The 25,030-nt window shown below is 34.6% G+C and carries 28 protein-coding genes; 19 read left to right on the top strand and 9 right to left on the bottom strand.

Annotated elements, in window-relative coordinates; all coding sequences use genetic code 11:
* Positions 1–92 precede the first annotated feature (92 nt).
* Complete coding sequence (locus tag ZPR_RS11525; RefSeq protein ID WP_013071849.1) at positions 93–1,400, bottom strand: NAD(P)/FAD-dependent oxidoreductase; 1,308 nt, start codon at positions 1,398–1,400, stop codon at positions 93–95.
* 126 nt (positions 1,401–1,526) lie between these two features.
* On the opposite strand from ZPR_RS11525, the gene ZPR_RS11520 reads away from it, so the two are divergent.
* Positions 1,527–2,021 (top strand): RNA polymerase sigma factor, encoded by a 495-nt coding sequence (locus ZPR_RS11520; protein WP_013071848.1) that lies wholly within the window; start codon positions 1,527–1,529, stop codon positions 2,019–2,021.
* 2 nt (positions 2,022–2,023) lie between these two features.
* Complete coding sequence (locus ZPR_RS11515) at positions 2,024–2,665, top strand: hypothetical protein (protein WP_013071847.1); 642 nt, start codon at positions 2,024–2,026, stop codon at positions 2,663–2,665.
* Between the two features lie 33 nt (positions 2,666–2,698).
* On the opposite strand, the gene ZPR_RS11510 is transcribed toward ZPR_RS11515, so the two are convergent.
* Positions 2,699–3,511: a lysophospholipid acyltransferase family protein gene (locus tag ZPR_RS11510; RefSeq protein WP_013071846.1), complete on the bottom strand. Its 813-nt coding sequence runs from the start codon at positions 3,509–3,511 to the stop codon at positions 2,699–2,701.
* A gap of 187 nt (positions 3,512–3,698) precedes the next feature.
* On the bottom strand, positions 3,699–4,337 hold the full coding sequence (locus tag ZPR_RS11505; RefSeq protein ID WP_013071845.1) for an NUDIX hydrolase: 639 nt from the start codon (positions 4,335–4,337) through the stop codon (positions 3,699–3,701).
* Between ZPR_RS11505 and ZPR_RS11500 the strand changes: the two genes are divergently transcribed.
* Together ZPR_RS11500 and ZPR_RS11495 are read left to right on the top strand one after the other, a co-directional pair.
* Positions 4,336–5,094: a peptidylprolyl isomerase gene (locus tag ZPR_RS11500; RefSeq protein WP_013071844.1), complete on the top strand. Its 759-nt coding sequence runs from the start codon at positions 4,336–4,338 to the stop codon at positions 5,092–5,094. The two genes, ZPR_RS11505 and ZPR_RS11500, sit on opposite strands and share 2 nt — an antisense overlap.
* 111 nt (positions 5,095–5,205) lie before the next feature.
* On the top strand, positions 5,206–5,487 hold the full coding sequence (locus tag ZPR_RS11495; protein ID WP_013071843.1) for a hypothetical protein: 282 nt from the start codon (positions 5,206–5,208) through the stop codon (positions 5,485–5,487).
* A 181-nt stretch (positions 5,488–5,668) separates the two neighbouring features.
* On the opposite strand, the gene ZPR_RS11490 is transcribed toward ZPR_RS11495, so the two are convergent.
* Positions 5,669–6,382 carry an RDD family protein gene (locus ZPR_RS11490; RefSeq protein ID WP_013071842.1) on the bottom strand — a complete coding sequence of 238 codons (714 nt, stop codon included), beginning with the start codon at positions 6,380–6,382 and terminating at the stop codon, positions 5,669–5,671.
* Positions 6,383–6,420: 38 nt separating this feature from the next.
* Here ZPR_RS11490 and ZPR_RS11485 point away from each other — a divergent pair, with 38 nt between their 5' ends.
* From ZPR_RS11485 to ZPR_RS11450, 8 genes are all read left to right on the top strand, one after another.
* Positions 6,421–7,386 (top strand): stage II sporulation protein M, encoded by a 966-nt coding sequence (locus ZPR_RS11485; RefSeq protein ID WP_013071841.1) that lies wholly within the window; start codon positions 6,421–6,423, stop codon positions 7,384–7,386.
* Complete coding sequence (locus ZPR_RS11480) at positions 7,376–8,239, top strand: glycerophosphoryl diester phosphodiesterase membrane domain-containing protein (protein ID WP_013071840.1); 864 nt, start codon at positions 7,376–7,378, stop codon at positions 8,237–8,239. Before ZPR_RS11485 ends, ZPR_RS11480 begins: the two co-directional genes overlap by 11 nt.
* A complete protein-coding gene (locus ZPR_RS11475) occupies positions 8,236–9,048 on the top strand; it encodes a hypothetical protein (RefSeq protein WP_013071839.1) in 813 nt (270 codons plus the stop codon). The genes ZPR_RS11480 and ZPR_RS11475 overlap by 4 nt, the downstream gene beginning before the upstream one ends.
* On the top strand, positions 9,041–10,273 hold the full coding sequence (locus ZPR_RS11470) for a DUF4350 domain-containing protein (protein WP_013071838.1): 1,233 nt from the start codon (positions 9,041–9,043) through the stop codon (positions 10,271–10,273). The genes ZPR_RS11475 and ZPR_RS11470 overlap by 8 nt, the downstream gene beginning before the upstream one ends.
* 59 nt (positions 10,274–10,332) lie before the next feature.
* Positions 10,333–11,346: an AAA family ATPase gene (locus ZPR_RS11465; RefSeq protein WP_013071837.1), complete on the top strand. Its 1,014-nt coding sequence runs from the start codon at positions 10,333–10,335 to the stop codon at positions 11,344–11,346.
* A 2-nt stretch (positions 11,347–11,348) separates the two neighbouring features.
* A complete protein-coding gene (locus ZPR_RS11460; RefSeq protein ID WP_041579974.1) occupies positions 11,349–12,677 on the top strand; it encodes a DUF58 domain-containing protein in 1,329 nt (442 codons plus the stop codon).
* Positions 12,678–12,955: 278 nt separating this feature from the next.
* A complete protein-coding gene (locus ZPR_RS11455) occupies positions 12,956–13,384 on the top strand; it encodes a DUF2141 domain-containing protein (RefSeq protein ID WP_013071835.1) in 429 nt (142 codons plus the stop codon).
* Positions 13,385–13,552: 168 nt separating this feature from the next.
* Positions 13,553–14,515 (top strand): LysR substrate-binding domain-containing protein, encoded by a 963-nt coding sequence (locus ZPR_RS11450; protein WP_013071834.1) that lies wholly within the window; start codon positions 13,553–13,555, stop codon positions 14,513–14,515.
* Between the two features lie 60 nt (positions 14,516–14,575).
* Here the strand turns inward: ZPR_RS11450 and ZPR_RS11445 are convergent, their stop codons facing one another.
* The 4 genes from ZPR_RS11445 to ZPR_RS11430 form a co-directional block, all read right to left on the bottom strand.
* On the bottom strand, positions 14,576–15,799 hold the full coding sequence (locus tag ZPR_RS11445) for an IS4 family transposase (RefSeq protein WP_013071833.1): 1,224 nt from the start codon (positions 15,797–15,799) through the stop codon (positions 14,576–14,578).
* Positions 15,800–15,992: 193 nt separating this feature from the next.
* Positions 15,993–16,190: a hypothetical protein gene (locus tag ZPR_RS11440; protein WP_013071832.1), complete on the bottom strand. Its 198-nt coding sequence runs from the start codon at positions 16,188–16,190 to the stop codon at positions 15,993–15,995.
* Between the two features lie 133 nt (positions 16,191–16,323).
* Positions 16,324–17,124, bottom strand: a complete 801-nt coding sequence (locus ZPR_RS11435; RefSeq protein ID WP_013071831.1) for a TIGR00266 family protein — start codon at positions 17,122–17,124, stop codon at positions 16,324–16,326.
* A 69-nt stretch (positions 17,125–17,193) separates the two neighbouring features.
* Positions 17,194–17,655: a DUF4442 domain-containing protein gene (locus tag ZPR_RS11430; protein WP_013071830.1), complete on the bottom strand. Its 462-nt coding sequence runs from the start codon at positions 17,653–17,655 to the stop codon at positions 17,194–17,196.
* A gap of 280 nt (positions 17,656–17,935) precedes the next feature.
* Here ZPR_RS11430 and ZPR_RS11425 point away from each other — a divergent pair, with 280 nt between their 5' ends.
* The 6 genes from ZPR_RS11425 to ZPR_RS11400 all read left to right on the top strand — a co-directional run bounded on the left by ZPR_RS11425 (position 17,936) and on the right by ZPR_RS11400 (position 23,031).
* Positions 17,936–18,430, top strand: coding sequence for a DUF4870 domain-containing protein (locus tag ZPR_RS11425; RefSeq protein WP_013071829.1), 495 nt, complete (start codon positions 17,936–17,938; stop codon positions 18,428–18,430).
* 7 nt (positions 18,431–18,437) lie between these two features.
* Positions 18,438–18,833 carry a hypothetical protein gene (locus ZPR_RS11420; RefSeq protein WP_013071828.1) on the top strand — a complete coding sequence of 132 codons (396 nt, stop codon included), beginning with the start codon at positions 18,438–18,440 and terminating at the stop codon, positions 18,831–18,833.
* A 17-nt stretch (positions 18,834–18,850) separates the two neighbouring features.
* Complete coding sequence (locus ZPR_RS11415) at positions 18,851–19,723, top strand: DUF5694 domain-containing protein (RefSeq protein ID WP_013071827.1); 873 nt, start codon at positions 18,851–18,853, stop codon at positions 19,721–19,723.
* A gap of 70 nt (positions 19,724–19,793) precedes the next feature.
* Complete coding sequence (locus ZPR_RS11410) at positions 19,794–20,138, top strand: PadR family transcriptional regulator (protein ID WP_013071826.1); 345 nt, start codon at positions 19,794–19,796, stop codon at positions 20,136–20,138.
* Positions 20,131–21,894 carry a PspC domain-containing protein gene (locus ZPR_RS11405; protein ID WP_041578870.1) on the top strand — a complete coding sequence of 588 codons (1,764 nt, stop codon included), beginning with the start codon at positions 20,131–20,133 and terminating at the stop codon, positions 21,892–21,894. The genes ZPR_RS11410 and ZPR_RS11405 overlap by 8 nt, the downstream gene beginning before the upstream one ends.
* A 318-nt stretch (positions 21,895–22,212) precedes the next feature.
* Positions 22,213–23,031, top strand: coding sequence for a GIN domain-containing protein (locus ZPR_RS11400; RefSeq protein ID WP_013071822.1), 819 nt, complete (start codon positions 22,213–22,215; stop codon positions 23,029–23,031).
* A 79-nt stretch (positions 23,032–23,110) separates the two neighbouring features.
* On the opposite strand, the gene trxB is transcribed toward ZPR_RS11400, so the two are convergent.
* Positions 23,111–24,091, bottom strand: coding sequence for a thioredoxin-disulfide reductase (gene trxB / locus ZPR_RS11395; protein WP_013071821.1), 981 nt, complete (start codon positions 24,089–24,091; stop codon positions 23,111–23,113).
* 184 nt (positions 24,092–24,275) lie between these two features.
* Between trxB and ZPR_RS11390 the strand changes: the two genes are divergently transcribed.
* The gene (locus ZPR_RS11390; protein WP_013071820.1) at positions 24,276–24,905 is read left to right on the top strand and encodes a trimeric intracellular cation channel family protein; all 630 of its coding nucleotides are present in this window, start codon (positions 24,276–24,278) and stop codon (positions 24,903–24,905) included.
* Positions 24,906–25,030 lie beyond the last annotated feature (125 nt).

Here is a 25,030-nt window from a genome sequence, read left to right as displayed (position 1 = left end):
AACTGTGATTTTTTAATGACCAGTTGAAAAAATAAAACCCGAATCCTAGGATTCGGGTTTTAAAAATTTCTTCTTTCTGTCTTTATATCATGTTAAATCTTTTTCTGATCGGCTTCCAGATTTTCCCTATTCGATTTAAAAGGGCGGATAATAAGTCTTGCTGCACGATCATAATTTATATAATTGTATACCCAATTACAAAACGTCACCAATCTGTTTCTAAAGCCTATCAAAAACCAAAGGTGCACAAACATCCAGATAAACCAGGCAAAAAAGCCACCAAAAGCAGATTTACCGATATCAACCACCGCTTTATTTCTACCTACGGTCGCCATACTTCCTTTATCAAAATAATCAAACGGCTCTAATTTCTGATCATTCAAAATTCGTTTTAAGTTTTTAGCCAGATGTTTTCCCTGTTGAATAGCCGGTTGGGCCACCATAGGATGACCTTTAGGATAATCCTCTGTTTTCATTATGGCTATATCCCCTATTGCGAAAATATTTTCATAACCATTTACCTGATTAAATGCATTCACTTCATAGCGATTGGCCTTTTCGATCAATGCTGATGCATTTAAACCTTTTAGAGGGGCTCCAGTTACTCCTGCAGACCATATTAGTGTTTCTGTTTTTAAAGCGAGATCGGTATTTGTGGTCACCAAATGCCCATCATAACTTTGTACCATGGTGTTTAAATGAATTTTCACTCCAAGATCTTCTAAAAATTTTTGTGCTTTCTTAGAGGATTTTTCACTCATGGGCGGTAATACTCTGCCCAAACCTTCTAGTAAGTGAATATTCATTTCAGCGGGATTAAGATCTGGATAATCTTTGGGAACAATATTATTCCGTAATTCGGCTATTGCACCACTAAGCTCTACCCCGGTAGGCCCTGCTCCTACTAATACAAAATTCAGTAAAGCTTTGCGCTTCTCTGGATCGTTTTCAATTACCGCTTGCTCCAGATTTTCCAGAATAAGACTTCGAATATTTAATGCCTGCGGGACTGTTTTCATCCACATGGCATGTTCTTCTACAGTTTTATTTCCAAAGAAATTTGTTTTAGAACCTGTAGCAATAACCAGATAATCATAAATTATCTCACCAATACTGGTGTGTACGGTATTATTCTCTGCATCTACAGACTTTACTTCTGCATTTCTAAAAAAACATTTTTCGGAATTTCGGGTAATTTTACGCAATGGGTAAGCTATCGAATCTGGCTCTAAACCTGAAGTAGATACCTGATATAAAAGGGGTTGAAAAGTGTGGTAGTTGTTACGGTCCAATAAGACCATTTGTACATCTTCGTGTAACAACTTTCTTGCAAGGGACATCCCGGCAAAACCTCCACCAATGATAACCACCCTGGGTAAATCTGTCCTGGGTATATTCATAACTATTGATTGGTTTCCCGTAAAGTTACGGCATATAGTACAAATAGCGAATGCATTAACTTGAATTTAAAATAATTTGTAACATTTTACATTTTATAACTACTTACCAGTAGCTAACCAGTAATTGTGGATAAAGAATTAGAGCATCAGTTTGTTTCGAAGTTAGAGCGACACCAGAATATTGCGCATAAAATCTGTAGATTGTATACGCACGACAGGGAGTCGCATAACGATCTATTTCAGGAAATTACCATCCAGCTTTGGAAAGCCTATCCAAAGTTCAGGGGAGATGCTAAATTTAGTACCTGGATGTACCGCGTAGCTTTAAATACCGCAATTACTTTATACCGAAAAAAGAAAAGAGGAATTAGAACCCAGGATTTCGATACTGTTCATTTTAAAATTAAAACTGAAGAGTACGATGATGAGACCGAGCAACAATTAGGCCTAATGTATAATGCCATAAAAGAATTAAACGATATCGAAAAAGCACTTGTTTTTCTATATCTGGAAGACAAGAATTATAAAGAAATATCTGAAACTTTAGGGATAAGTGAGGTGAACGCCAGAGTGAAGATGAATAGAATAAAAACCAAACTTAAAAGTGTTTTAAATCCTTAACTATGGATGGATTAGAATTATTAAAAAAGAACTGGAAAAAACAGGAAGCCACACTTCCTAAAGTTTCCTATGACGAGATCTACAAAATGATCTGGAAACGATCTTCTTCTATTGTGAAGTGGATCTTTATTATAAGTATATTCGAATTTGTAATTGGTGTGTTATTGAATGTTGGCTTAGCTGACAAAGAATACTGGAATTCTTTAGAACAACTGGATCTAAAAGAAGTAACCATATGGATTTATGGGATAAATTATTTAATTACATTATTCTTTGTATTTAGGTTTTATATGAACTATAGAAGAATAAACGCTACCAGTTCAGCCAAAAAATTAATGAGGGATATTATAAGAACCCGAAAAACTGTTAAATCATACATTCTGTATGTTTTAATCTCACTCGCTATAGTAACATTAGCCTATGTTTATATCATAATTTACCACCATATTCAAGATACCCAGGTTACTGATAACACTCCTTATGTTTTTGATGCCTTAGACTGGCTAAAATTTACTGGAATAACCGTCATTGCTATAGGTATATTTTTGGCTGTAATATGGTTTTTTTACCAACTCTTATACGGAATCCTACTAAGAAGATTAAAGAAAAATTATACGCAGTTAGAGAATTTAGACTGTGATTAAACACCTACAATAATTCTGTCTTATAAACGCCGTTTATTCTTCTTTGTAAGAATAGCGGCGTTTTTCATTTAAATGTTCTATTTCCTCTAATTCCTCTGCAGGTATTACTTTTAAGAATGAAGAATGCTGCTCGATGGCATATTCGATTTTTCCTACAATTTCCTCTACACTATCATTGTCATAATCAATCTCCAAAGGCTCTTTAACCTGAAAAGATTGTAAAATTCCGCGTTTTTTAATTCGCAATCCCTTTTTATCAAAAGAACGTCTAAAACCATCAATAACTATAGGTACCACAATTGGTTTGTATTGCTTAATTATATAAGCAGTTCCTTTTCTGATAGGCTTAAATGGCGTTGTGGTTCCCTGAGGGAAAGTAATTACCCAACCATCATCTAAAGCAATTCCAACATTTTTAGAATCGTCGGGATTTACTTTTCGTTTTACATCCTGACCTTTAGAGCGCCAGGTTCTTTCTACCTTAATAGCACCGGCATAAGCCATAATTCTTTCCAGTAAGCCGGCCCTCATGGTTTCTTTGGCCGCCACATAATAAATATTCATTTTAGGCTGCCAGATATAACCTATATTTTTTATACTATCTACCCTACCGCTAAGACTCGCATTAAAAACATGAAACATCGCTACTACATCAGCAAAATAAGTTTGATGGTTAGATACAAATAACACTCCGGTATCGGGGAGGTTTTTTATAATTTCTGAACCTTCAATACTTAATTCATTAAAACCTCGATAGCGCCTGTGCGTCATCAAACCGAATAAACGAATGAGCCACTTTTTTAAAAATAATATATGTCCAAATGGATTCTTTTTAAATAATCCCATAATTTCATTACTCTATTTATCGTCACCAATCCTTTTGTTGTAATACTAAAGCTTTACTCCCCCATTCCCTCTATATATTAGGATGCCCGTGTTCATAATTCGTAAATTCACTCTAGATTCTTGATTTCTAAATTCTCACGTTAAGTTTAAAATTTTCTGAAAACTCACAAATATAGGGATTCTTATTTTATAATATTTCCTGCAACATTTCTCTAAGCTCCCCTAGCATCATTCCTGTTGCTCCCCAAACTACCTTATCGTTTAGTAAAAACGCAGGAACATCAATGTTTTTCATATAAGAAGTACTTAAGTTTCTGGTTACGAAATTATTGTCATCTAAAAAATCTTCCAGTTTTACCTCTAAGATATCTTCAACTTCAGATTCCTGGGGAACCAGGGTTGGTGTTTCTTCTAAAATACCTACAAAAGGATGTACCCAAAAATTACTGGGTGGAATATATAATTTCGACAATCCGCGAATTACTTCTATTTTTTCCATTGGGATCCCTACTTCCTCTTCAGTTTCCCTAAGTGCTGTTTCCGCTAAATCTCGATCCTCTTTTTCTACCCTTCCACCGGGAAAGCCAATTTGGTTAGAATGTACACCCTTATAGGTTTTACGTAGAATTAACACGAAATAAGTTTCATCGTACTTAGGATAAAAAACAGCCATTACTCCGGCTTGATTTGTTCTTTTTTCTGAAAAATCTATCTTTTTAAGCTCCTGAATTCTAATGGAAGGAGCTAATTTATTATGAGCAGCCTCGCCGGGAAGTTCTATTTTTTTTAAATTTGAAATTCTATTTTTAAACTCGAAAAAATCCATGTTTAAACGTATATCAGTACTCGTAATTTTAGTTGTTAGTATTTTTGCAAGTTGTGAAGATAAGAAAACTTCCAATGAAAATAATTCAGAAAACACATCAAAAGCAGTTAAAAATAGTCCAAACGATGAGGATTCTGCAAAATCTCAAATAGATTCAGCTAAAATTAAAAAAGAGAAAGAAAAAGCCTTAACCGAAAAAGATACGGCATTTCCGATCCCTCAGGAAAAATTAATTCCGTTTTTAATCGAATATGGAAAACAAAACCCTGAAAATAAAGTGCGTATCACCACCTCTTTTGGTTCTTTTGAAGTAACCTTATATAAAGATACGCCTTTACACCGCGCTAATTTTATCATGCTGGTAAAAAATCATTATTTTGATCACACTTACTTTCACCGTGTAGCGCCAAATTTTGTTATTCAGGGTGGTAATTCTGATAACGCTTCTACCAACGAAAAACGCTATGCCATTGGAGATTACTTAATTCCAAATGAATTAGATGCTGGGCACACCCACGTACGTGGAGCCTTTTCAGCTGCCAAATATGCTGAACAGAATACCAGCAAAGCTTCCAGTCCGTTTGAATTTTTCGTGGTGTTAAATCCTAATGGTGCCCATCATTTAGACGACGAACATACCGTTTATGGTTACGTTTCTAAAGGAATGGATGTTGTAGATAAAATTTCTAAAGTAAAAACCGGCCAATCTGAATGGCCTATTGATAATATCGAAATGGAAGTTGAGATTATTGATTAGTCTTTCAGTAGGCAGTCTCAGTTGGCAGTGAGCAGTCTCAGTGCGCAGTATCAATTAGCGCTTGCATCAAACAGTTAGCAATTTAAGATAAGCGAAAAATCTACACGTGTTATGAAATTAAATAATTTTAATTATAATTTGAAGTATAAACCAACATTATTTCTGATAGTTGGCATCATTATTTTAATTATCGGAATTCCTTTTGGTTTATATGCATTGACATTGAATGGTGGAGGAAGTTTAGGGGGAGTTTTAGTTCTATTAGGAGTTGCTATTTTTCTTCCATTTTTAATTATTGATAGAATTTTGGTAAATCGGATAAATCCTCTTAAACTTTCTATTTTTGAATTGATTCTGAGCGTAATCACCTTATTATATGTATGGTTCGGATAATCAAAAATAATAATGTCTTTGGATTAGAATGTGAAAAAAAAATTTAGATTCGATTCATATTTACGCTGCAATATTTTAAGAATGTCATGATTATATCTTTTAAAGCGATTACTAAGATACTTACATCCACTCAACAGTAAAAATCTTGCTTACTTTTAACTTCTTACTTCTTACTTCCACCCTACTGCTGGGTAAAATAATTATAATCTTCTATAACCTGTTTTATAAACGCCATAGGTTTTTCTTCAAATTTTACTCCTAGGACACTAGCTGTTTTTTCAGCCAGGGCAATGACGACATCGTGCCTTCCCTTTACTCTCGCAGTTCTATAAATTTCTTTTATATCCTGTACATCACGATCTTTTAAAACCGTTACTTGCGGATATTTAGGGACATAACCTTCAGGAATTTCTACAGCCAGTGTATTGGCCAAACTTACTTTTCTTTTTTCTGAAATTACCGTGGTTTTTGCAGCCATATCTCCTAAGCGCTGTCCCTTACCATTTAGTAAAATAGTTACCACTGCAATACTACCGCTCCCTATACTTATATCAATTATTCGCAATAACCATCGTATTAAATAATTTGAAAAAGCAGGACGGGATCCATCTAATTTTACCACTCTAATTTTTAACGCAGCTTTCCCCGGTGTTTTTCCTCCCCAAAACGTTTCGAATAATAAATAGTACAAAAAAACGGGCAGCCCAATCACCACATAGTATACCATTTCACCAAAACGATCGGCTTCCAGACCGGCCAATAGAAGCATAGATAAGATGGTATAGATGATGATAATAAAGAGATCCACCAGAAATGCTAAAATTCGATCTCCAATAGAGGCTGAATTTTGTTGAATTCCGATATTTTGAGCGGTTTCGATTTGAAAATTATCCATTAAATATGTTTCTTTGAGGATCTAATTTAATCCTGAATATGCGCGAGGCTGCTTTTGTGAAGCAAAATAAAGATAAATGGCTAAAATTTGAAAGTCTCCTGAAAAATAATACTCATATTTCTCCAGATGAGCTTTCTGCTTCTTATGTAGAAATCACAGATCATTTAAGCTATGCCAACACTTTTTATCGCGGCAGTAATACGGCGAAATATTTAAATGACCTGGCATCACAGGCCCATCGTAAGATTTACAAAAACAAAAAAGAATCGAAAAATAAATTTATTCTATTTTATACTAAAGAGTTTCCACTGTTCTTCTACCAGTATCAAAAACAATTATTATTCAGTTTTATAGTCTTTGCGTTATTTGCGATTATTGGAGCCTATTCGGCTGCTAATGACGATAGTTTTGTAAGAGCCGTTCTTGGGGATGCTTATGTGAATTCAACTTTAAATAATATTGAAAATAACGATCCGATGGCCGTCTATAAACAGGCCTCGGAAACCGATATGTTTTTGGGGATTACCATTAATAATATTCGGGTAGGTTTAATGGCATTTACATTTGGTGTACTGGCAGGTCTGGGAACACTTGTGGTAATTATGCAAAATGCGATTATGCTGGGGTCTTTTCAGTATTTCTTTTATGACAAAGGACTTTTGTGGGCATCGGCACGAACCATCTGGATTCATGGTACGATAGAAATTTCGGTGATTATTATTGCAGCCTGTGCAGGTCTGGTTGTAGGACGCAGTATATTATTCCCTAAAACTTACAGCCGACTCCAATCCTTTGTCACCGGAATTAAAGACGGACTAAAAATCGTAATTTCTACCGTTCCGTTTTTTATAATTGCCGGATTTTTAGAAGGATTTGTCACCAGGCATACGGAAATGCCAGATATACTGGCTATTTTAATTATAACTTTGTCATTAATTCTAATCTTGTGGTACTACGTGCTTTTACCACATCGTTTACATAAAAAATTTGTTGATGGAAAATAACATATTCAGGTTCAGAAAAACCCGAGATTTTGGAGAACTACTAAGTGATACCTTTAAGTTTTTACGAGAAAACGGGAAAAGCTTTCTTAGTATCAATTTTAAAATTTGCGCCCCTTTCTTTATTGCGCTAATTTTAACTAATGCCTATTATACATATGTAACACTAGGAATGGGATTTGAAAGTTATGGAAACTTCACCGGTTTCTTAATCCCTGCATTCATAAATTTAATTGCTGTGTTTGTTTATATCACAGCTCTATATTTAAGTGTTTTTAACTATATAAAATCGTACATCGCCAATAATGGTGTAGTAAGCGAAGATGATATAAAAAACGGGCTTAAAAAAGATCTGGGAAGCGGCTTAGCCGTTAATTTAATTGTTGGTATTTTAATTTTTACCGGACTTTTGTTTATATTAATTCCAGGTATTTATCTTGGTGTAGTGCTCACCTTAGCTTTACCCATTTTGGTTTTTGAACAAAAAGGAGTTGGTGATACAATTTCATCTTGCTTCCAGTTAATTAAAGATAACTGGTGGTTTACCTTTGGTGCACTTATCGTTTTTGGTATCATTATGTACTTGATCAATGTTGTTTTTCAAATGCCCATGATCATTTATATGATTGTTGGAATGATTTCCGGGTTAGATGCCGGTGTAGAATCCATGGCAGAATCTATGCAAAGTAAAGATCCTATATTGATGATCCTAACCATTGTGGCTTCTATCGCTCAGTACTTACTTTATATCATTACTCCAATCTTTATAAGTCTTATCTATTTTAATTTACACGAAGAAAAAAACTTTACCGGTACTTTTGAAAATATCGATAGGTTAGGCGAAGACCGCGAATGAAAATCTTAATTTCCCTTCTTTTATTAATTAATTTTAATCTGGCATTAGCGCAGCAGGATACTATTGTCCAGTCCGGCGCTAATACAGAAATGAAGCGAAAAGCAGAAGAAACTGCTACGGTATCCCCTCATGATAAAATCCGCTATGATACGACCAATAATCTTACGCCTGTAGAATTTAAAGAGCATAGAATTGAAGAACATAAGCAGGATAAAGATTTTAATTATCTGGAAGAGAAGCAGCAAAAAACCTGGTGGCAGGAGTTTAAAGAATGGATTAACCAGAAATACCAACAATTTCTACGTTGGTTATTTGGCGATTACGACGCTGGAAGCATCTTTGGTTTTATTATAAAATTAGTACCCTATATCCTGTTAATAGGTGTGATTTGTTTAATCATCTGGTTATTTACCCGCATGAATCCAGGTAAAAATATACTTCAGCAACCACAAACAGCTAAAGTACATTTAGATGATGAAGAAGAAATTATCCAAAATGCCGACATACCTAGCTTAATAAACACGGCTATAGAAAATGGCCAATATCGCATGGCGGTTCGTTATTATTATCTTCAGGCTTTAAAGGAACTAGATCTTAAAAATTTTATTGAATTTGAAGCGCAAAAAACCAACAACGATTATATCTCAGAAATTACTAATGAACAGCTAAACAGACTTTTCAGAAAGGGCACTCGAGTGTACAATTTTATCTGGTATGGTGATTTTCAGGTTTCTAAAGAAGATTTTTTACTTGCTGAAAAAGGTTTTTCAGAATTAAATTCAACCATTAAAAACACCAAAAATGAGTAGATTTTATAAAGTTTCGCTTGGTGTTTTATTCCTTTTGGTCGCATTTCTAACCTATCTGGAAGCGATTGAACCAACTCCAATCAACTGGTATCCCAGCTATGCCAAAGAAGACAAGATTCCGCTTGGCACCTATGTTTTCTACGAAAATTGGAAGGATAGTAATCCAGAATATTTCGAGGAAATTAATGTTCCGCCGTTCGAGTTTTTAAGCGACAGCTCCAAAATTAAAGACGGATCTTATTTTTTCCTGAATAATCACGTCATTTTTGACGAAGACGAATTGAATAAATTACTCGCCTGGGTAGAAAAAGGGAATACCGCTTTTATAGCTTCAGATGTTTTTGGAGAACAATTTTTAGATACCCTGCATTTAGAAACCAAACCTTACAGTAAAAAAATTCAGGATAAGGTGACATTTATCCCTAAAACGGAGTTAGATCTGGTAAATCAAAATTTCAAGCAGGAAGGACCGTTTGAAGTTCCGCATGAATTCAGTTCTATTTATTTCAACAAAATAGATACTCTCAAAACAACTATTTTAGGAACGGTAAAATACAATGATGATACCTTAAGTGAACCCCAAATTAATTTTATTGAAACACCGTTTGGTAAAGGGAAGATCTTTATGCATAGTACGCCTGAAGCTTTTGGTAATTATTTTATGCTTAAGCACAATAATTTTAAATATGTAGAAAATATTTTGGCATATATCGACCAGAATCAGCCCATTTACTGGGATAATTATTATAAGACCGGTAAAGCACAGCCTACAAATTTGCTGTATGTGATCATGCAAAACAAGCCTTTAAAATGGGCCTATTATTTAATGATTCTGGCCTCTTTGTTATTTATTATTTTTGAAGGAAAACGAAAGCAACGAGCGATCCCAATCGTAGAACCATTAAAAAATCAGTCATACGAATACACCCAAACTATCGCCGATCTTTATCTGGAACAAAAAAAGATCGACGAATTAACCCAAAAAAGAATTCAGTATTTTAAAGAATATATCAGGACTGAGATTAAACTTGAACCTGATAAAAAACAAGATCAATTTTATACCATATTGGCAGATAAAACGGGTAACACGATTGAATTTGTAGAAGAATTATTCAAAAACATGGAGATACTGAGTACTAAAAAAGCTACTGCTCAGGATTTTGAAAATATAAGTAGGGGCATATATAAATTTAAATATGCCAATGCCCCAAAAGAAAAAATATAGACGGTGTTCGATAAAATCGGCGTAAAATATCGTTTCATGAGAAGCTAAAACCAACACTAATGGAAGAACAAAATATACACCCCAAAAACGAAGAGCATAAAGAACTTAATTTTGATGCCCGTATTCCCCTGGAAGCATTAAAAACTTCAGTAGAAGATCTTAAATCTCAGCTATCTAAAATTATCGTTGGGCAAACCGACTTTGTAGAGCTATTGATTGTAGGCTTACTTTCTAACGGCCATGTACTTATCGAAGGTGTTCCCGGGGTAGCAAAAACCGTAACAGCAAAGCTTTTTGCCAAATGCCTTAAAACCGATTTTAGCCGAATTCAGTTTACACCAGATTTAATGCCGAGTGATGTTTTGGGAACTTCGGTTTTAAACATAAAAACATCAGATTTTGAGTTTAAACCAGGGCCTGTTTTCTCCAACATCGTACTTATAGACGAAATTAATCGTGCACCCGCAAAAACTCAGGCTGCTCTTTTTGAAGTAATGGAAGAACGCCAGGTTACTATCGATGGGAAGCGCCATCAATTACAGGATCCTTTTATGGTTTTGGCTACTCAAAACCCGGTAGAACAGGAAGGCACTTATGCCTTACCTGAAGCACAATTAGATCGTTTTCTATTTAAGATTGAAGTAGATTACCCAAAATTAGAGGAAGAAATTGATATTCTTAAAGGTCATAACGAGAGAAAAGGAGCTCAACCTGAAGCCAATATAGTTCCTATACTTTCTCCTGAAAAATTAAAGGAATTAAAAACACAGATTTTTGATATTAAAATTGAAGAAAAGCTCCTGCACTATATAGCCGAACTGGTAAGTAAAACCCGCCAACACGCGCATCTTTATTTAGGAGCTTCCCCAAGAGCATCCATTGCTATTATGAATGCTGCTAAAGCTTTTGCGGCTATCGATGGGCGTGATTTTGTAATTCCGGAGGATATTAAAAAATCGCTAAATCCGGTTTTACGCCATAGAATTATCCTTTCCCCAGACCGCGAAATGGAAGGTATGAAAACTCGGGACGTTATTCAAATGATTAGCCAATCTGTAGAAATACCGCGATAGTGATTACATTTCTTAAGTCTTTATATTTAACCAAGCGTTTTTTTTATATTATCGCTGGGATTGCGATGCTTTTCCTATTCTCGTTTTGGATTCCAATCATCTATCCCATACTTTGGGTGATATTGGTATTACTAAGCATCCTTTTAGTGATCGATATTATTGCGCTATATCAAAGTAAAGGTTTAAGCGCTCAACGTATTTTACCTGAAAAGTTTAGTAATTCAGATTCCAATACGGTTAAAATTCAAATTAAAAATGCCTATTCTTTTAAAGTTTTTGCTGAAGTTATCGACGAACTTCCCATTCAGTTTCAAAAAAGGGATTTTTTATATACTGCGGAAATAACCTCTTCCGAAAACTATGAATTTGAATATGAAGTTACTCCCTTGCAACGTGGTGAGTATATCTTCGGAAAACTGAATGTATACGCACAAAGCATCCTAAAGCTGGCCAAAATCAGAAAGGTTTTTAATGCTGAGCAAATGGTAAAGGTATATCCTTCATTTATCCAGATGAAAAAACTGGATTTCCTGGCTATTGATAACCGAATTTCACAAGCCGGACTTAAAAAAATACGCCGACTCGGCCATACCATGGAATTCGAGCAAATAAAGGAATATGTGACCGGTGACGATGTGCGCACTATTAACTGGAAGGCGACCGCAAAACACCGAAACCTGATGGTAAATCAATTTCAGGATGAAAAAGCACAACCAGTATACTCAGTTATCGATACCGGGCGTGTGATGAAAATGCCTTTTGAGGGACTTAGTTTGCTGGATTACGCCATAAATAGTAGTCTTGCTTTTTCGAATATCGCCCTGCGTAAGAAAGACAAAACAGGAATGATTAGTTTTTCTGCTAAAATCGAAAAAATACTAAAAGATTCTTCCCGGATGAGTCAGTTACAACGTATCATGGAAAGCTTGTATAATATTAATACCGATTTTAAAGAATCTGATTTTGGTAGTTTATATGCCGGTATTAACCGGTTTATTACGCATCGTAGTTTATTGATGCTCTATACCAATTTTGAGCATCCATCGGCTTTAGAACGACAACTCCCCTATTTTAAAGCGATTAATAAACGACACGTGTTGGTCGTGATCTTTTTTGAAAATACTGAAATTACAAGGCTCCTGCACACTCAACCTGAAAACTTAAGCGAAAGCGCCCACCAGGGAGTTGCTGAAGAGTTTAGCCAGAATAAGGTAAAAATGGCCAAAGAGCTACAACGTAACGGCATCCAAGTCGTACTTACCAAACCAAAAGATTTGAGCGTTAATACCATTAATAAATATCTGGAAATTAAAGCCAGGGGATTGATTTAGGGAGTGTAATTGTTCGACGGTTGGTATTTTGGAGTATTCGGTAGTTGATTTTTAGAGCGTCTTCTCTTTGCAAATCTTAATTCCTTCTTCTTCTCTCAAATCTAAATACATTTAAGGTTAGGCTAAATTAAGTATTCATTGAATTCCTACCTTATAGTTTTATTGGATTTTGTAAATAACAATTCAGAAGTAAAAATTTACAGTTCAGTAAGTTACTTGTGATTCAATACAACTTCTTTCCTACTTTTACATTATAAACTAAATAAAACCAATTAAACATGAGAACTTTAGCTATTATTTTCGCCCTTTTTATCACAGGATTTACTTCTAACGCACAGGAAACTGCAAAAGATACTACCGGAACGATTTCTGTAGAAATTTTAAATGTGACCAGTGATAATGGAAAGATGGTTTACGGAATTTATACCCAAGAAAGCTTTATGAAAAAACCTGTTTTTTCAAAGAATGCTAAAATAGAAAATGGGAAATCTGTAGTCACTTTTACTGATGTTCCTAAAGGGGAGTATGCTGTAATATGCTTTCACGATAAAAATGATAATGACAAAATGGATTTTGAAACCAATGGAATGCCACAAGAAGATTATGGAGTTTCAAACAATAAGTTAAATCCTTTTGGTCCACCGGTTTGGAACGATGGAAAATTTACTTTTGATGGTCATGAAAAAGTAATTACCATTCGGCTCTAACAATTAACAATTTAGATTGAAACCCGCTTTTATAACCAACTAATTGCGGGTTTATAGTATAGATAAACTTTAGTATTTTTTCGTTTGCAATAGAAAAAACTAATATATTTGTAAGTAAGGATTTTAAAAATATAAATCCAGATGATAAAGGAAATATTATAGTAGACTATGACCATAACTCAGTTGCATTATGTTTTAGCTGTTGCCGAGCATAAAAACTTTACAAGAGCCGCACAAAAAGTATTTGTTACCCAACCTACTTTAAGTATGCAAATACAAAAATTAGAAGAAGAACTAGATGTTCTAATTTTTGACCGTGGTAAAAAGCCCATCGAGCTTACTGAAACAGGGAAAAAAATTGTCACTCAGGCCAGGAATATTGTGAATGAAAGCGATCGAATTCAGGATATTGTAGATCAACAAAAAGGATATATTGGTGGTGCATTTCGACTTGGGATTATTCCTACCGTAATGCCTACACTGCTGCCTATGTTTATTAATAATTTCATTAAAAAATATCCAAAGGTAAAACTTCAGATCGAGGAATTGCATACCGAAGCAATTATCGAAAAACTAAAAGAGGGTCATTTAGATGCTGCTATTGCTGCTACCCCTTTAAATATTGAAGGCATAAAAGAAAACGCACTATACTACGAACCTTTTGTGGGCTATATCCCGCCAAGCCATCGTTTACATCATGAATACAAAATAGATGTAAAAGATTTGGATATTGATGATATCTTATTACTACAGGACGGTCATTGTTTTAAAGACGGAATCATTAATTTATGTAAAACAGTAAAATCTAGTGAAGCCGAACATTTTAGATTACAAAGTGGTAGTTTTGAAACCCTGATTAAACTTTCTAACGAAGGTTTGGGAATGACGCTACTACCATACCTCCATACTTTAGATCTTTTTGAAAACGATAAGAGCAACTTAAAAATGTTTAAAGATCCCGTACCGGCAAGAGAGGTGAGTTTAATCTATAATCGCAGCGAATTAAAAATGCAAATCATCGATGCAATGCGCAAAGTGATAGCATCGGTTGTAAAGGGAGCTATAGCATTCCAAAATGTAGAAATTATAAGTCCCACACAACAAAAAAATAAGAAAGAACTTCAGTTTTAAATACTTATAATTAAAAAAGCGGCTTAAGCCCACTAGTGGTCGGAAGAAATTCCGGCCACTTTAAGTTTTAAATAATTTGTTGGGATCTCCTCCGGAAAAGGTCACTATCATTGCAATAATTAAATTCCTTACTTCCATTTTAAATCTTCTCTTGGCTGTTTTATAACCGATATTGTTTGCTTTTTTATAGATAAGGATAAGCATGGCGACAATCAATGTCATGTAAATCATTACTTCGATACCATTTTTATTCATGGAAACCAAATGGCTTACATGGAGTTCTTGCTTAATGAACCGGAAAAACACTTCAATATCCCATCTTCTCCTGTAAAACCGTGTTATTTCTTGGGCAGGAAGATCAAATTCATTAGAAATAAACCAAAATTCTTTATTGGGACTGGTTTTATCTTTGATGATAATAAGCCTGAAAGGCGATTCTACCAAGGTTTCTTTGTGATGTATGTTCCCTTTTTTGTTATGTATAGGGATTCCGGTATAAAGATGGACTATACTATCCTTGACCAGTTCAAATCCCCCCATATCTTTAGTTGTATCTTGATCTCTCAATAAGGATTTAACCTCTACATACTTTCTGTTTTCTTTGGAACGTATTACAAAAGGGATGTTTTCTTTACTGAACTTATGCATGGTTCGGGTAGACTGTACCCCTCTGTCTATAATGTAGATATTGGATGTGCCTTTTTCCTTTTTCACATGTCTTAAAATCCCCACGGGTAAAGCATTATCTTCTGCCGAATACTTTTGCTCATTGAAAATATCAACAGATGAAGGAAGCAATCCATCGAAAGACATACTGAATTTGATCAGCTTTTTACCATTGTTCTGATCAATTGCTTCCCCGAGTTTTCCCGCCGTATCGCTCACAACAGTGCTATCTACCCGGATCAGGTTATATTTTTTGCTTTCGGTATGCCCATAATGAGAGGCAAATTGCTCATAAATGCACTCAAATATTTGTCGGAAGTAATTCGAGTCTATTTTAGATAATCTTTCAGAGATGGAGCTTCTACGTACGGTCTCAGATTCGTCCAGATCAAAAAGCTGCTTGAATACAGAATCATTGAAGGTATCCTCTAGCGTACGTTGGCTCAATTTTTCATTATCCAGGATCCCGAACAATAAAAGATAAAACATTTTTTTACCATGAAGGACCTTTGAATAATGATCGACTTTCGTCTGGGTAGCTAGTTGGGATAACAGGGCTTCAGGTATAACTTGAAGTAACTCATTTACAGTTACCTTATGATCTTTAAAAACTGACATATAAGACTGATTATCAATATTAAAGATACAAAAAACAAAGAATAAAAGCAAGTTATTTACCTGATAACCAGTAGGTTATTCATATATTTCCTTCGGTATTATAATTAAGAAAAAAGTCTTTATAACAAAAAAGTCGGAAGAATAATCTTCCGACCATGACTGGCTTAAGCCGCTTTTTTAATTTCTTATCATGTTAAGGATTTAAATAAATTAAGCATTGGTTTAGTTCCGGATTCTGTTTGGTAAGAGCCTCAATCCAAATCTTAAGTTCCTCAATTTCATGAGGCAGTAACCTGGATATCGCTTTTTTAACCTCTTTACAGAATAAATTTGCATCAAAACTCACCTTATCAAGGATCATTTTGGTGTATTCAAACATCGCTCTCGCCATAATTTGACACTTATTTAATTATTAGTTGGGTTAAGTTAAAAAATGTAAAAATTTCTCTATAACGTGCGAATTTAGTTCCCTAAATATAAAAAAAATTCACACTTAAACTACATATAAACAAATGTTTAACATTTTAAAACCGGTTATCACCGCCTAATATATCTCCTAATCCTCCCAAGATACTTCCTTCTCCCTTATCTTTTCCTCCTGCTTGCGGTGCTGCCTGTAAAACCCTGTTCGCTAATCGACTAAATGGAAGTGATTGCACATAAACCACGCCCGGTCCAGTTAAAGTTGCAAAGAAAAGTCCTTCGCCACCAAAAAACGTGTTACGAATTCCGCCTATAAACTCGATATCATAATTAACAGTTTGTGTAAAACCTATAATGCAACCAGTATCTACTTTTAGGACTTCGCCAACCGCTAATTCTTTTTTCGCCATTGTACCACCAGCATGCACAAAAGCCATCCCATCGCCTTCTAAACTTTGCATTATAAACCCTTCTCCTCCAAAAAATCCGCGTCCCAGTTTTCGGCTGAATTCAATTCCTATAGAGACTCCTTTAGCAGCACATAAAAACGCATCTTTCTGGCAAATAAATTTCCCGCCAAACTGGGTAAGATCAACAGGAATTATTTTTCCTGGATATGGTGAAGCAAAACTAATTTTCTTTTTACCCTGTCCTATATTAGAGAAAATGGTCATAAAAAGACTTTCTCCCGTAAGTAAACGTTTACCCGCTCCCAGTACTTTGCCTAAAAAACCTTCATTTTGCTTACTTCCATCACCAAAAATAGTATCCATTTTAATACCGTTGTCCATCATCATAAAATTTCCGGCTTCGGCAATGGCCGCTTCCTGCGGATCGAGCTCTAACTCAACATACTGCATTTCTTCTCCAAAAATTTCGTAATCTATCTCGTGTGAATTCATAAGTTCAGTTTTAATGATTGTACGTATTAGAAGTAGAAATCTTTAAATTGTTACAGTGGATTTATAAGTTTATTTCTTTGCTTTAACTTTCACAGTCCATTCAAATTCGAATGATGAAACCTCCACTCCCTCTTCGTTAGTTCCTAAAGATTTCATCCAAAAGGTTTGTCCTTCACCAGTTTCCAAAGTTGCTGCAATGGCTTTATCTATTAGGGCCCCATCTGTACATTTAAAAAGAATCTTACCGGTTGCCTTTTTTGAAAAAACAGATTTATTTTGAGCCACCAACATTGATATTGGTTGTTTTTGGGATCTAATTTTTGAAATCACCAAGGCTCCGGTACTCAACTCGGCTGCCATAGCCTGTACCGCAAAATACATACTTTTAAATGGATTTTGATTAATCCATTTATGTTTTACTCCTACACTACAATCTGTTTTTGAAATCGCTTTGACTCTTACACCGCATAGCCATGCGCTTGGTAATTTGAACATTACAAAGTGATTGAGCTTCTTCGCACTTATTCCCATTCTTTTAGTTATTTCCTTTAAAGATATTTATTTTATTTTAAATCCCTTGAGAAACAAAAATCTTAATTAAATGTTAAATTTAAGTACTATGCTTTGCAAAATACCTTCTTTTAACCATATATTTGTATTAGAAATTAACTGGTATAGTAATTTCTAAATTTAATGAGTTAAGAATTAAAGGGTTTATCAATCAAAATCATCCTTCATCAGGGTATTAAAACCGGACTTAAAAACATCAAAAACCATCATTTTAAGTCCGGTTTATTAAAAAGAAAACACAATGGAATCATCAGCAATTAAAAAGCAAGACCAAACCTTAGCCACTATCATCCATCTTTCGGTCTTCTCTAAACTATTTATCCCATTTGGAAATTTTATCTTCCCAGTAATTATCTGGCTGGTTGGTAAGGAAAAAGAATTTATAAATCATCACGGCCGGAATGCTGTAAATTTTCAGTTAAGTTTATTACTTTATTACATTATCATTGCCTGTTTCCTCATTGCTACAATCATAATTTTAGGGGCTAGAATTCCTAATGAGTTTTTTGAATATGATCAATATTCCATTAAAATTTATCCCGGCGAAGACCGTAATTTTCTACAGTTTTTAGTCATTCTTGTTACTGGAGCCCTATTTTTTCTTGGACTTATTGTTTTTGAACTCTATGCAGTGATCAGCGCTGCTAAAAACGCAAGTGAAGGAAAGGAATTTAAATTCCCATTATGTATCAGTTTTATTAAGAAAGATAGCACTGAAAACGAACCTATTCAATAAATCCATCATGAAAAAACTACTAAATACCAGCCTAATAGTTATCTTTTTACTTAATATTTCTTGTGTAAAAATTAAGAATGAATTTTCTGACATAGAAACTTACGAATTAGAAGGCACGTGGGAATTATACGAAGGAGAAAACAAAATTAAAAAGATCATTTTCGATAACAACAAAGTAAGCCTAAAAACAGAAAATAAAACAATTCATGGGAAATTAACCTTAACGACAACAAGCTCATCTTCCGTAGATGTAATTATTTATACAAAAACGATTACCAAAAGTATTCCTACCATCGAATATTTTAAAAACGGTAAAAAAGTTGCAGTTCCTATCGTTTACGAAAATATAAACGATGAGTCTTTCATCACACTAAAAGATATCGTGTATCAAAAAATAAAATAAACATCAATTTAGCGAATATGAATCCATCAGTCAAAATATCAAAAATCATCATTGCAATTTTAGTTGCTTTACAGTCAAATTTTAGTATTGCGCAGCCAAATGAAAAAATAGAAATAATGCTTATTGGTTTTGCACATCTTAACCAGATGCAAAACGGTACAGAGATAGCCAGTATGTTCAATCCTAAAAAGCAAAAAGAGCTCGAAAAAATTGCATCAAAAATTGCAAAGTTTCAACCTGATGCTATTATGGTTGAATTAACTCCTGAAGAGCAACATTGGGCGGACAGTCTATACAAGCTTTATCAAAACGATCAATTCGATCTTAAAAATTTCGAATATGGTGCCAGTGAAATTTATCAGATAGGTTTTAGACTAGCAAAACACTTAAATTTAAATCACATTTACGGAATTGATTTCTACAATTCTACATCTCAAAATTTACTAAAAGAAGGAGATCATTTTGAATTTTTCCAAGACCAGTTAAAAAAGCTTCAGACAAAAGCAAGACCTATGGGAAAAGAGGTGATGGAAGATAGATTATCACTTTATGATTTTACGAAAAAGATTAATGAACCCGAAATGCTAGATCTTTCTTATCGAGCAATTTTCAATTTTCCGGCTTACGTTCAAAATGGAGATTTTGATAAAGAAGGAAATGATTATAGAGATTTAAATTCTGAAGAAAAAAAATACGTAGGAGCCGAATATATTAGCTTATTTTTTGACAGAAATATAAAAATTTATTCAAACATTTTAAATACACAATTAAAAACAGGAAGTAAAAAAATCTACGTAATGATGGGACAGGCTCATATTGGGATTTTAAAAGACTTACTAGAAGATAACCCAAATTATAAAATTGTAGATGCCCTAACATATTTAGATTAGTCATTAAATTCATCCAAAATAATCATCAATCAAAAAATGAACATTTTAAAAACATTCAAAACCAAACGCTATGAAGATAGAGAACACCAAAGCACAAATGCGTAAAGGTGTACTGGAGTATTGTATACTTTCGGTTTTAAAAGATGAAGATGCTTACGTAGCAGAGATCTTAGACACCCTTAAAGATGCCAAATTACTGGTAGTTGAAGGAACGATATATCCTTTATTAACCCGACTTAAAAATGCCGGACTCCTCTCCTACCGATGGGAAGAATCTACCAGTGGACCACCAAGAAAATATTATGGATTAACCGAAACTGGTAGATTGTTCTTAACCGAACTTTCCTCGACCTGGGATGAGCTGCAAACTGCAGTAAACATTGTAACCACTCAAAAAAAGAAAAATCATGAATAAGACAATAAATATAAATCTTGCGGGCATGTTCTTTCATATAGACGAGGATGCCTATAAAAAATTACAGCACTACCTGGATGCCATAAAACGTTCATTTACCGATAAACAGGGCCGTGACGAAATTATACTGGATATCGAAGCGCGTATTGCTGAGCTTTTTTCGGAAAAAAGAGCTGATAAAAGTCAGGTAATCAGCATGAAAGATGTCGATGAAGTCATTGCCATTATGGGCCAACCTGAGGATTATATGGTAGATGAAGATATCTTTGAAGACGAGCCTGAAGCTGCTTCAACTAAAAAAGCTAAAAAAGCATCTATTAAGCGCTTATATCGCGATACAGAAAATTCGTATGTTGGTGGTGTAAGTAGTGGTTTAGGTCATTATTTAGAGATCGATGCTATTTGGGTGAGGTTACTATGGGTCGTATTAACTCTAGCTTCAAGTGGGATCTTTTTGTTGATCTATATTGCTTTCTGGATTTTTACTCCCGAGGCAAAAACAACTGCCGAGAAACTATCGATGCGCGGTGAAGAAGTGACCATCTCGAATATCGAAAAAAAAATAAGAGAAGGTTTCGATAATGTTTCAGAAAAAGTAAAAAATGTAGATTATCAAAAATATGGCAATCGTGCTAAAGCTGGTGCAGGATCTGCGGCCAGTGCTTTTGGCAGAATCGTTAATGTAATCTTACGCATAATTGTAGCCTTTGTAGGTATAGTTATCCTGTTAACAGCAGGAAGTGGTTTAATTGGATTATTTATAAGTCTGTTCACCTTTGGAACCTTTGGAATCATCGATGCGCCATGGAATGATTATTTAATGATGCATATCTCTGGTACCTCTGTTTGGATTGGAGCCATATTTTCATTTTTTGCTATAGGAGTGCCCCTATTCTTTCTTTTTGTACTGGGACTAAAAATACTCGTTAAAAATCTTAAATCAATTGGGACAACCGCTAAGCTGGTTTTATTAGGCTTATGGATTTTATCAGTTATAGGATTGGCAGTGATTGGAATAAAGGAAGCGACAAGCCGTGCGTTCGACGAAGAAATTATGCAGACGTATTCCATTCCTATAAAACAACAGGATACGTTGCATATAGAGATGAGAAACAACGGTATTTATTCTCCTTACGTCTCCAGACATTATAATATGAAATTAAAATACGACGAAAATGATAACAAAGTTCTGTACAATGAGGATATTGGATTAATCATACGTTCCACTCAAGATTCTGTGGCCAGATTAGAAATTATAAAATCAGCCGAAGGTAAAAGTGTATTGGATGCTAAAAAAAGAGCTGAAAATATAGATTATCAGTTTAAAACAGATGGAAACACGCTTTATTTAGACTCTTATTTTCTGATTAGAGATGAGCTTTTGGCTAGAGATCAGGAAATAGATATGACCTTATGGCTACCAGAAGGAAGCTTCTTTATTGCTAATGAAAATACCTACTATTATCATAGAAATAGTTACTCTTCAGATGATATCTTACAAAATGGACAAGAAGGACATCTACTAAAAGTTGAAGAAAATCGAGCAGTTTGTCAGGACTGTCCAATAGAAGTCATAGAAGAGGATGAAGATGTTTTCGATTCAAATGAAGATACTTTTAATACTACTGCGCAAGAAGAAAAGTATTTAGAGGATCAAAAAAACAGGATAGAAAAAGATACTACATCCACCGAAGAACCAACCGACGCATCAGACGATTTTGATGCGCCGGTTTCTAAGACCAATAACGGTGTTTAAATAACAATTAACTAAGCTCAACCATCAATCAAAACTAACCAATCATGATTAGTCTTTTAAATGTAATCATCAGTTTTCTTATGCTCGTGCTTTCTCCACAATTGGAGATTGCACGACAAAAAGAAAAAATCATTGACATTTCCAATAAAATAGAATGTAATTATCAACAAAGTGAGTTTTTAAACAAAATATAGATGACCCTAGGCCGCTTTATGAGCTTTTATTTTTTTCAGCTTATTATTTCGTATTTTAGTTTCCAATACATTCAATTTTATGGCGTTCTTTTTGATATTGCTAAATTGAATCAAATAAAGAATTATGAAAAAAAGTATTAGTCTTTTACTCCTTTTAGTCGCATTTGTAACACAAGCACAGGTCGTAGGAAACCGAAATGTAATTAACAAGAAAAGAAATCTTGATAATTTTACGGAAATCAATATTACAGGAGATTTTAAAGTAAGCTTAACCCGGGGAAATTCAGCTTTCGCTGAAGTTGAAGCCGATGAAAATCTTCACGATCTCATCCGTACGGATGTTGTAGATGGCGTACTATTTATCAAAGCAGCTAAAGAGATTAAACGCTCTAAAAGACAGGAAATGAAAATTGAATTTCCTGAAACCGTTACAAAAATCAAACTTGGAGAAAATGCCGAATTAGATGCTTCAAAAGGTCTTAATTTATCTGATCTTGAGATAGAAACATCTGGTAAATCCAAACTTTTTTTAACGCTTAACGTGTCTAATTTTAAACTTCGTAATAATGAGGATGCTAAGGTTGAACTGAACCTTGAAGCCAAAAATGCATATTTTCAGTTAAATGGAAGTAGTAAAATAAAGGCACTTGTTAATGCTCCTGTTTTCCAGTTAGACAACTATGAACGTTCTGATGCTGAAATTGAAGGAACGGTAGCGGATTTTCAATTAAGAACAGAACACACCAGCACTTTTAAAGGTAAAAACCTAACAACAACTAATGCTAAGCTAATCGCTGAAGGTCGTTCTAAAAACGAAATTTCAGTCACTGACAATCTTAGTATAATTGCAGAAGATCGAAGTGAAACTACCATATTTAATACTCCTAAAATTGAAATTGAGAAATTTACAGGAGAAGCAATTTTAAAGAAAGCTGAATTTTAATATTTAGTTTGAAACATATAAATAGAAAGGCCGGATTTTTATCCGGCCTTTCTGATAATTATGAGTAAGCTTACTACACTTAGGCAGTAACTTCTTTTTCTTCTTCTTCACTGGTTTCGATCTCAGCTAAATAACGTTCAGCATCCATAGCAGCCATACAACCTGTTCCTGCTGCAGTAATGGCCTGGCGATATTCTTTATCCTGCACATCTCCTGAAGCAAATACTCCTGGGATATTTGTTTTTGTTGATTTTCCTTTAGTAATTAAATAACCGGTATCATCCATATCCAAATGGCCTTTAAAAATATCGGTATTCGGTTTATGACCAATAGCGATAAATAGCCCGGTAATAGCGATTTCTTCTTTTTCTCCGGTTTTGTTGTTCACCATTCTTAATCCATCTACCACCTGATCGCCAATAACTTCATCTACTTCCGTATTATACCTAACTTCAAGATTTTTGGTATTATTTACACGGTGTTGCATCGCTTTAGACGCTCTCATCTCATCTTTTCTAACCAACATAGTCACTTTCTTACAAATATTGGCTAAATAAGTTGCTTCTTCTGCAGCAGTATCTCCACCACCAACAATGGCTACATCCTGGTTTTTATAAAAAAATCCGTCGCAAACCGCGCAAGCCGAAACTCCGCCTCCTCTTAATTTTTGTTCACTCGGCAATCCTAAATATTTAGCGGTAGCACCAGTAGAAATAATTACAGTTTCTGCTTCTACCCATTTAGAATTATCAATACACGCTTTATGGATACCACCAACCTCTTTGCTAAATTGAACTTCGGTAACCATTCCCATACGAACTTCAGTACCAAAACGCTCTGCTTGTTTTTGCAAATCCATCATCATAGCCGGACCATCAATACCCTCTGGGTAGCCAGGAAAGTTATCAACTTCGGTAGTCGTTGTTAACTGCCCGCCAGGTTCCATACCAGTATACATAATGGGTTTTAAATCTGCTCTGGCAGCATAAATGGCTGCGGTATATCCGGCAGGACCAGATCCTATAATCAAACACTTAATTTTTTCGATAGTCTCGCTCATATATTGTCTAAATCTTATTCTTAATTTCCAACTGTAAAAATAGTAACTTCAATTAAAAACTTACAGTAAATCGTATATAGATTTACTATATGCCAATAGTTGCAGCATATTAGCCTTTAAAAACACAAAGAATTACTTATGGCATGTCGACAAATTTAAAACAATAAATTTACCTTTGCCAATAATGGAATTTAGCCTGTTTAACATACTTGATATTCTTGGTACAGCAGCTTTCGCAATTTCCGGAGCATTATCTGCGATGAACCGCAGGCTGGATCTTTTTGGCATTTTTATCATTGCCTTTGTGACTGCCATTGGTGGTGGAACTTTACGCGATGTTTTAATTGGAAACACTCCGGTTACCTGGATGGAAAATACGCTTTATATTTATTTGATTAGCGTAGTTACCATGTTAGCTATTTTATTTAGAAATTACCTAAACCATCTTAAGAAATCCCTGTTTCTGTTCGATACTATTGGGCTTGGTGTATTTACAATCACCGGTGTAGAAATTGGAATTAGGAACGAACTGGATCCCATAATTTCTATTGCCTTAGGAGGAATGACCGGTGCTTTTGGCGGAGTAATTAGGGATATTTTATGTAACGAAATTCCGGTGATTTTTAGAAAAGAAGAAATCTATGCAACGGCATGCCTGGTAGGCGGACTCATTTTCGTGATTATGCACGATCAAGATATTAATACCGATGTTACTTATCTGGTCACTTCACTCACCGTAATTATCTTAAGATTACTTGCGGTAAAATATCATATCACTTTGCCCGACTTTTATCCCGAAAAGGAGCAAAAATGAGCTTATTTGAATTTTTAAACATTTAAATCTGAATATCTTTAGTATTCTAAACAACTTGTAACTAATGTTTTAAACCTGAATTTGGTTGAGGGTTTCAACCACAAAGCGCTGTAATATTAAACTTT

The organism is Zunongwangia profunda SM-A87, from assembly GCF_000023465.1.
GTDB classification, from domain to species: Bacteria; Bacteroidota; Bacteroidia; order Flavobacteriales; family Flavobacteriaceae; genus Zunongwangia; species Zunongwangia profunda.
This window is presented reverse-complemented; position numbering and strand designations above follow the sequence as displayed.

Coding starts and splice junctions, on each gene's coding strand:
- ZPR_RS11525 (WP_013071849.1), bottom strand. CDS start 1,400: ATGAATATACCCAGGACAGATTTACCCAGGGTGGTTATCATTGGTGGA.
- ZPR_RS11515 (WP_013071847.1), top strand. CDS start 2,024: ATGGATGGATTAGAATTATTAAAAAAGAACTGGAAAAAACAGGAAGCC.
- ZPR_RS11510 (WP_013071846.1), bottom strand. CDS start 3,511: ATGGGATTATTTAAAAAGAATCCATTTGGACATATATTATTTTTAAAA.
- ZPR_RS11500 (WP_013071844.1), top strand. CDS start 4,336: ATGTTTAAACGTATATCAGTACTCGTAATTTTAGTTGTTAGTATTTTT.
- ZPR_RS11505 (WP_013071845.1), bottom strand. CDS start 4,337: ATGGATTTTTTCGAGTTTAAAAATAGAATTTCAAATTTAAAAAAAATA.
- ZPR_RS11495 (WP_013071843.1), top strand. CDS start 5,206: ATGAAATTAAATAATTTTAATTATAATTTGAAGTATAAACCAACATTA.
- ZPR_RS11490 (WP_013071842.1), bottom strand. CDS start 6,382: ATGGATAATTTTCAAATCGAAACCGCTCAAAATATCGGAATTCAACAA.
- ZPR_RS11485 (WP_013071841.1), top strand. CDS start 6,421: ATGCGCGAGGCTGCTTTTGTGAAGCAAAATAAAGATAAATGGCTAAAA.
- ZPR_RS11480 (WP_013071840.1), top strand. CDS start 7,376: ATGGAAAATAACATATTCAGGTTCAGAAAAACCCGAGATTTTGGAGAA.
- ZPR_RS11475 (WP_013071839.1), top strand. CDS start 8,236: ATGAAAATCTTAATTTCCCTTCTTTTATTAATTAATTTTAATCTGGCA.
- ZPR_RS11470 (WP_013071838.1), top strand. CDS start 9,041: ATGAGTAGATTTTATAAAGTTTCGCTTGGTGTTTTATTCCTTTTGGTC.
- ZPR_RS11465 (WP_013071837.1), top strand. CDS start 10,333: ATGGAAGAACAAAATATACACCCCAAAAACGAAGAGCATAAAGAACTT.
- ZPR_RS11455 (WP_013071835.1), top strand. CDS start 12,956: ATGAGAACTTTAGCTATTATTTTCGCCCTTTTTATCACAGGATTTACT.
- ZPR_RS11450 (WP_013071834.1), top strand. CDS start 13,553: ATGACCATAACTCAGTTGCATTATGTTTTAGCTGTTGCCGAGCATAAA.
- ZPR_RS11445 (WP_013071833.1), bottom strand. CDS start 15,799: ATGTCAGTTTTTAAAGATCATAAGGTAACTGTAAATGAGTTACTTCAA.
- ZPR_RS11440 (WP_013071832.1), bottom strand. CDS start 16,190: ATGGCGAGAGCGATGTTTGAATACACCAAAATGATCCTTGATAAGGTG.
- ZPR_RS11435 (WP_013071831.1), bottom strand. CDS start 17,124: ATGAATTCACACGAGATAGATTACGAAATTTTTGGAGAAGAAATGCAG.
- ZPR_RS11430 (WP_013071830.1), bottom strand. CDS start 17,655: ATGGGAATAAGTGCGAAGAAGCTCAATCACTTTGTAATGTTCAAATTA.
- ZPR_RS11425 (WP_013071829.1), top strand. CDS start 17,936: ATGGAATCATCAGCAATTAAAAAGCAAGACCAAACCTTAGCCACTATC.
- ZPR_RS11420 (WP_013071828.1), top strand. CDS start 18,438: ATGAAAAAACTACTAAATACCAGCCTAATAGTTATCTTTTTACTTAAT.
- ZPR_RS11415 (WP_013071827.1), top strand. CDS start 18,851: ATGAATCCATCAGTCAAAATATCAAAAATCATCATTGCAATTTTAGTT.
- ZPR_RS11410 (WP_013071826.1), top strand. CDS start 19,794: ATGAAGATAGAGAACACCAAAGCACAAATGCGTAAAGGTGTACTGGAG.
- ZPR_RS11405 (WP_041578870.1), top strand. CDS start 20,131: ATGAATAAGACAATAAATATAAATCTTGCGGGCATGTTCTTTCATATA.
- ZPR_RS11400 (WP_013071822.1), top strand. CDS start 22,213: ATGAAAAAAAGTATTAGTCTTTTACTCCTTTTAGTCGCATTTGTAACA.
- trxB (WP_013071821.1), bottom strand. CDS start 24,091: ATGAGCGAGACTATCGAAAAAATTAAGTGTTTGATTATAGGATCTGGT.
- ZPR_RS11390 (WP_013071820.1), top strand. CDS start 24,276: ATGGAATTTAGCCTGTTTAACATACTTGATATTCTTGGTACAGCAGCT.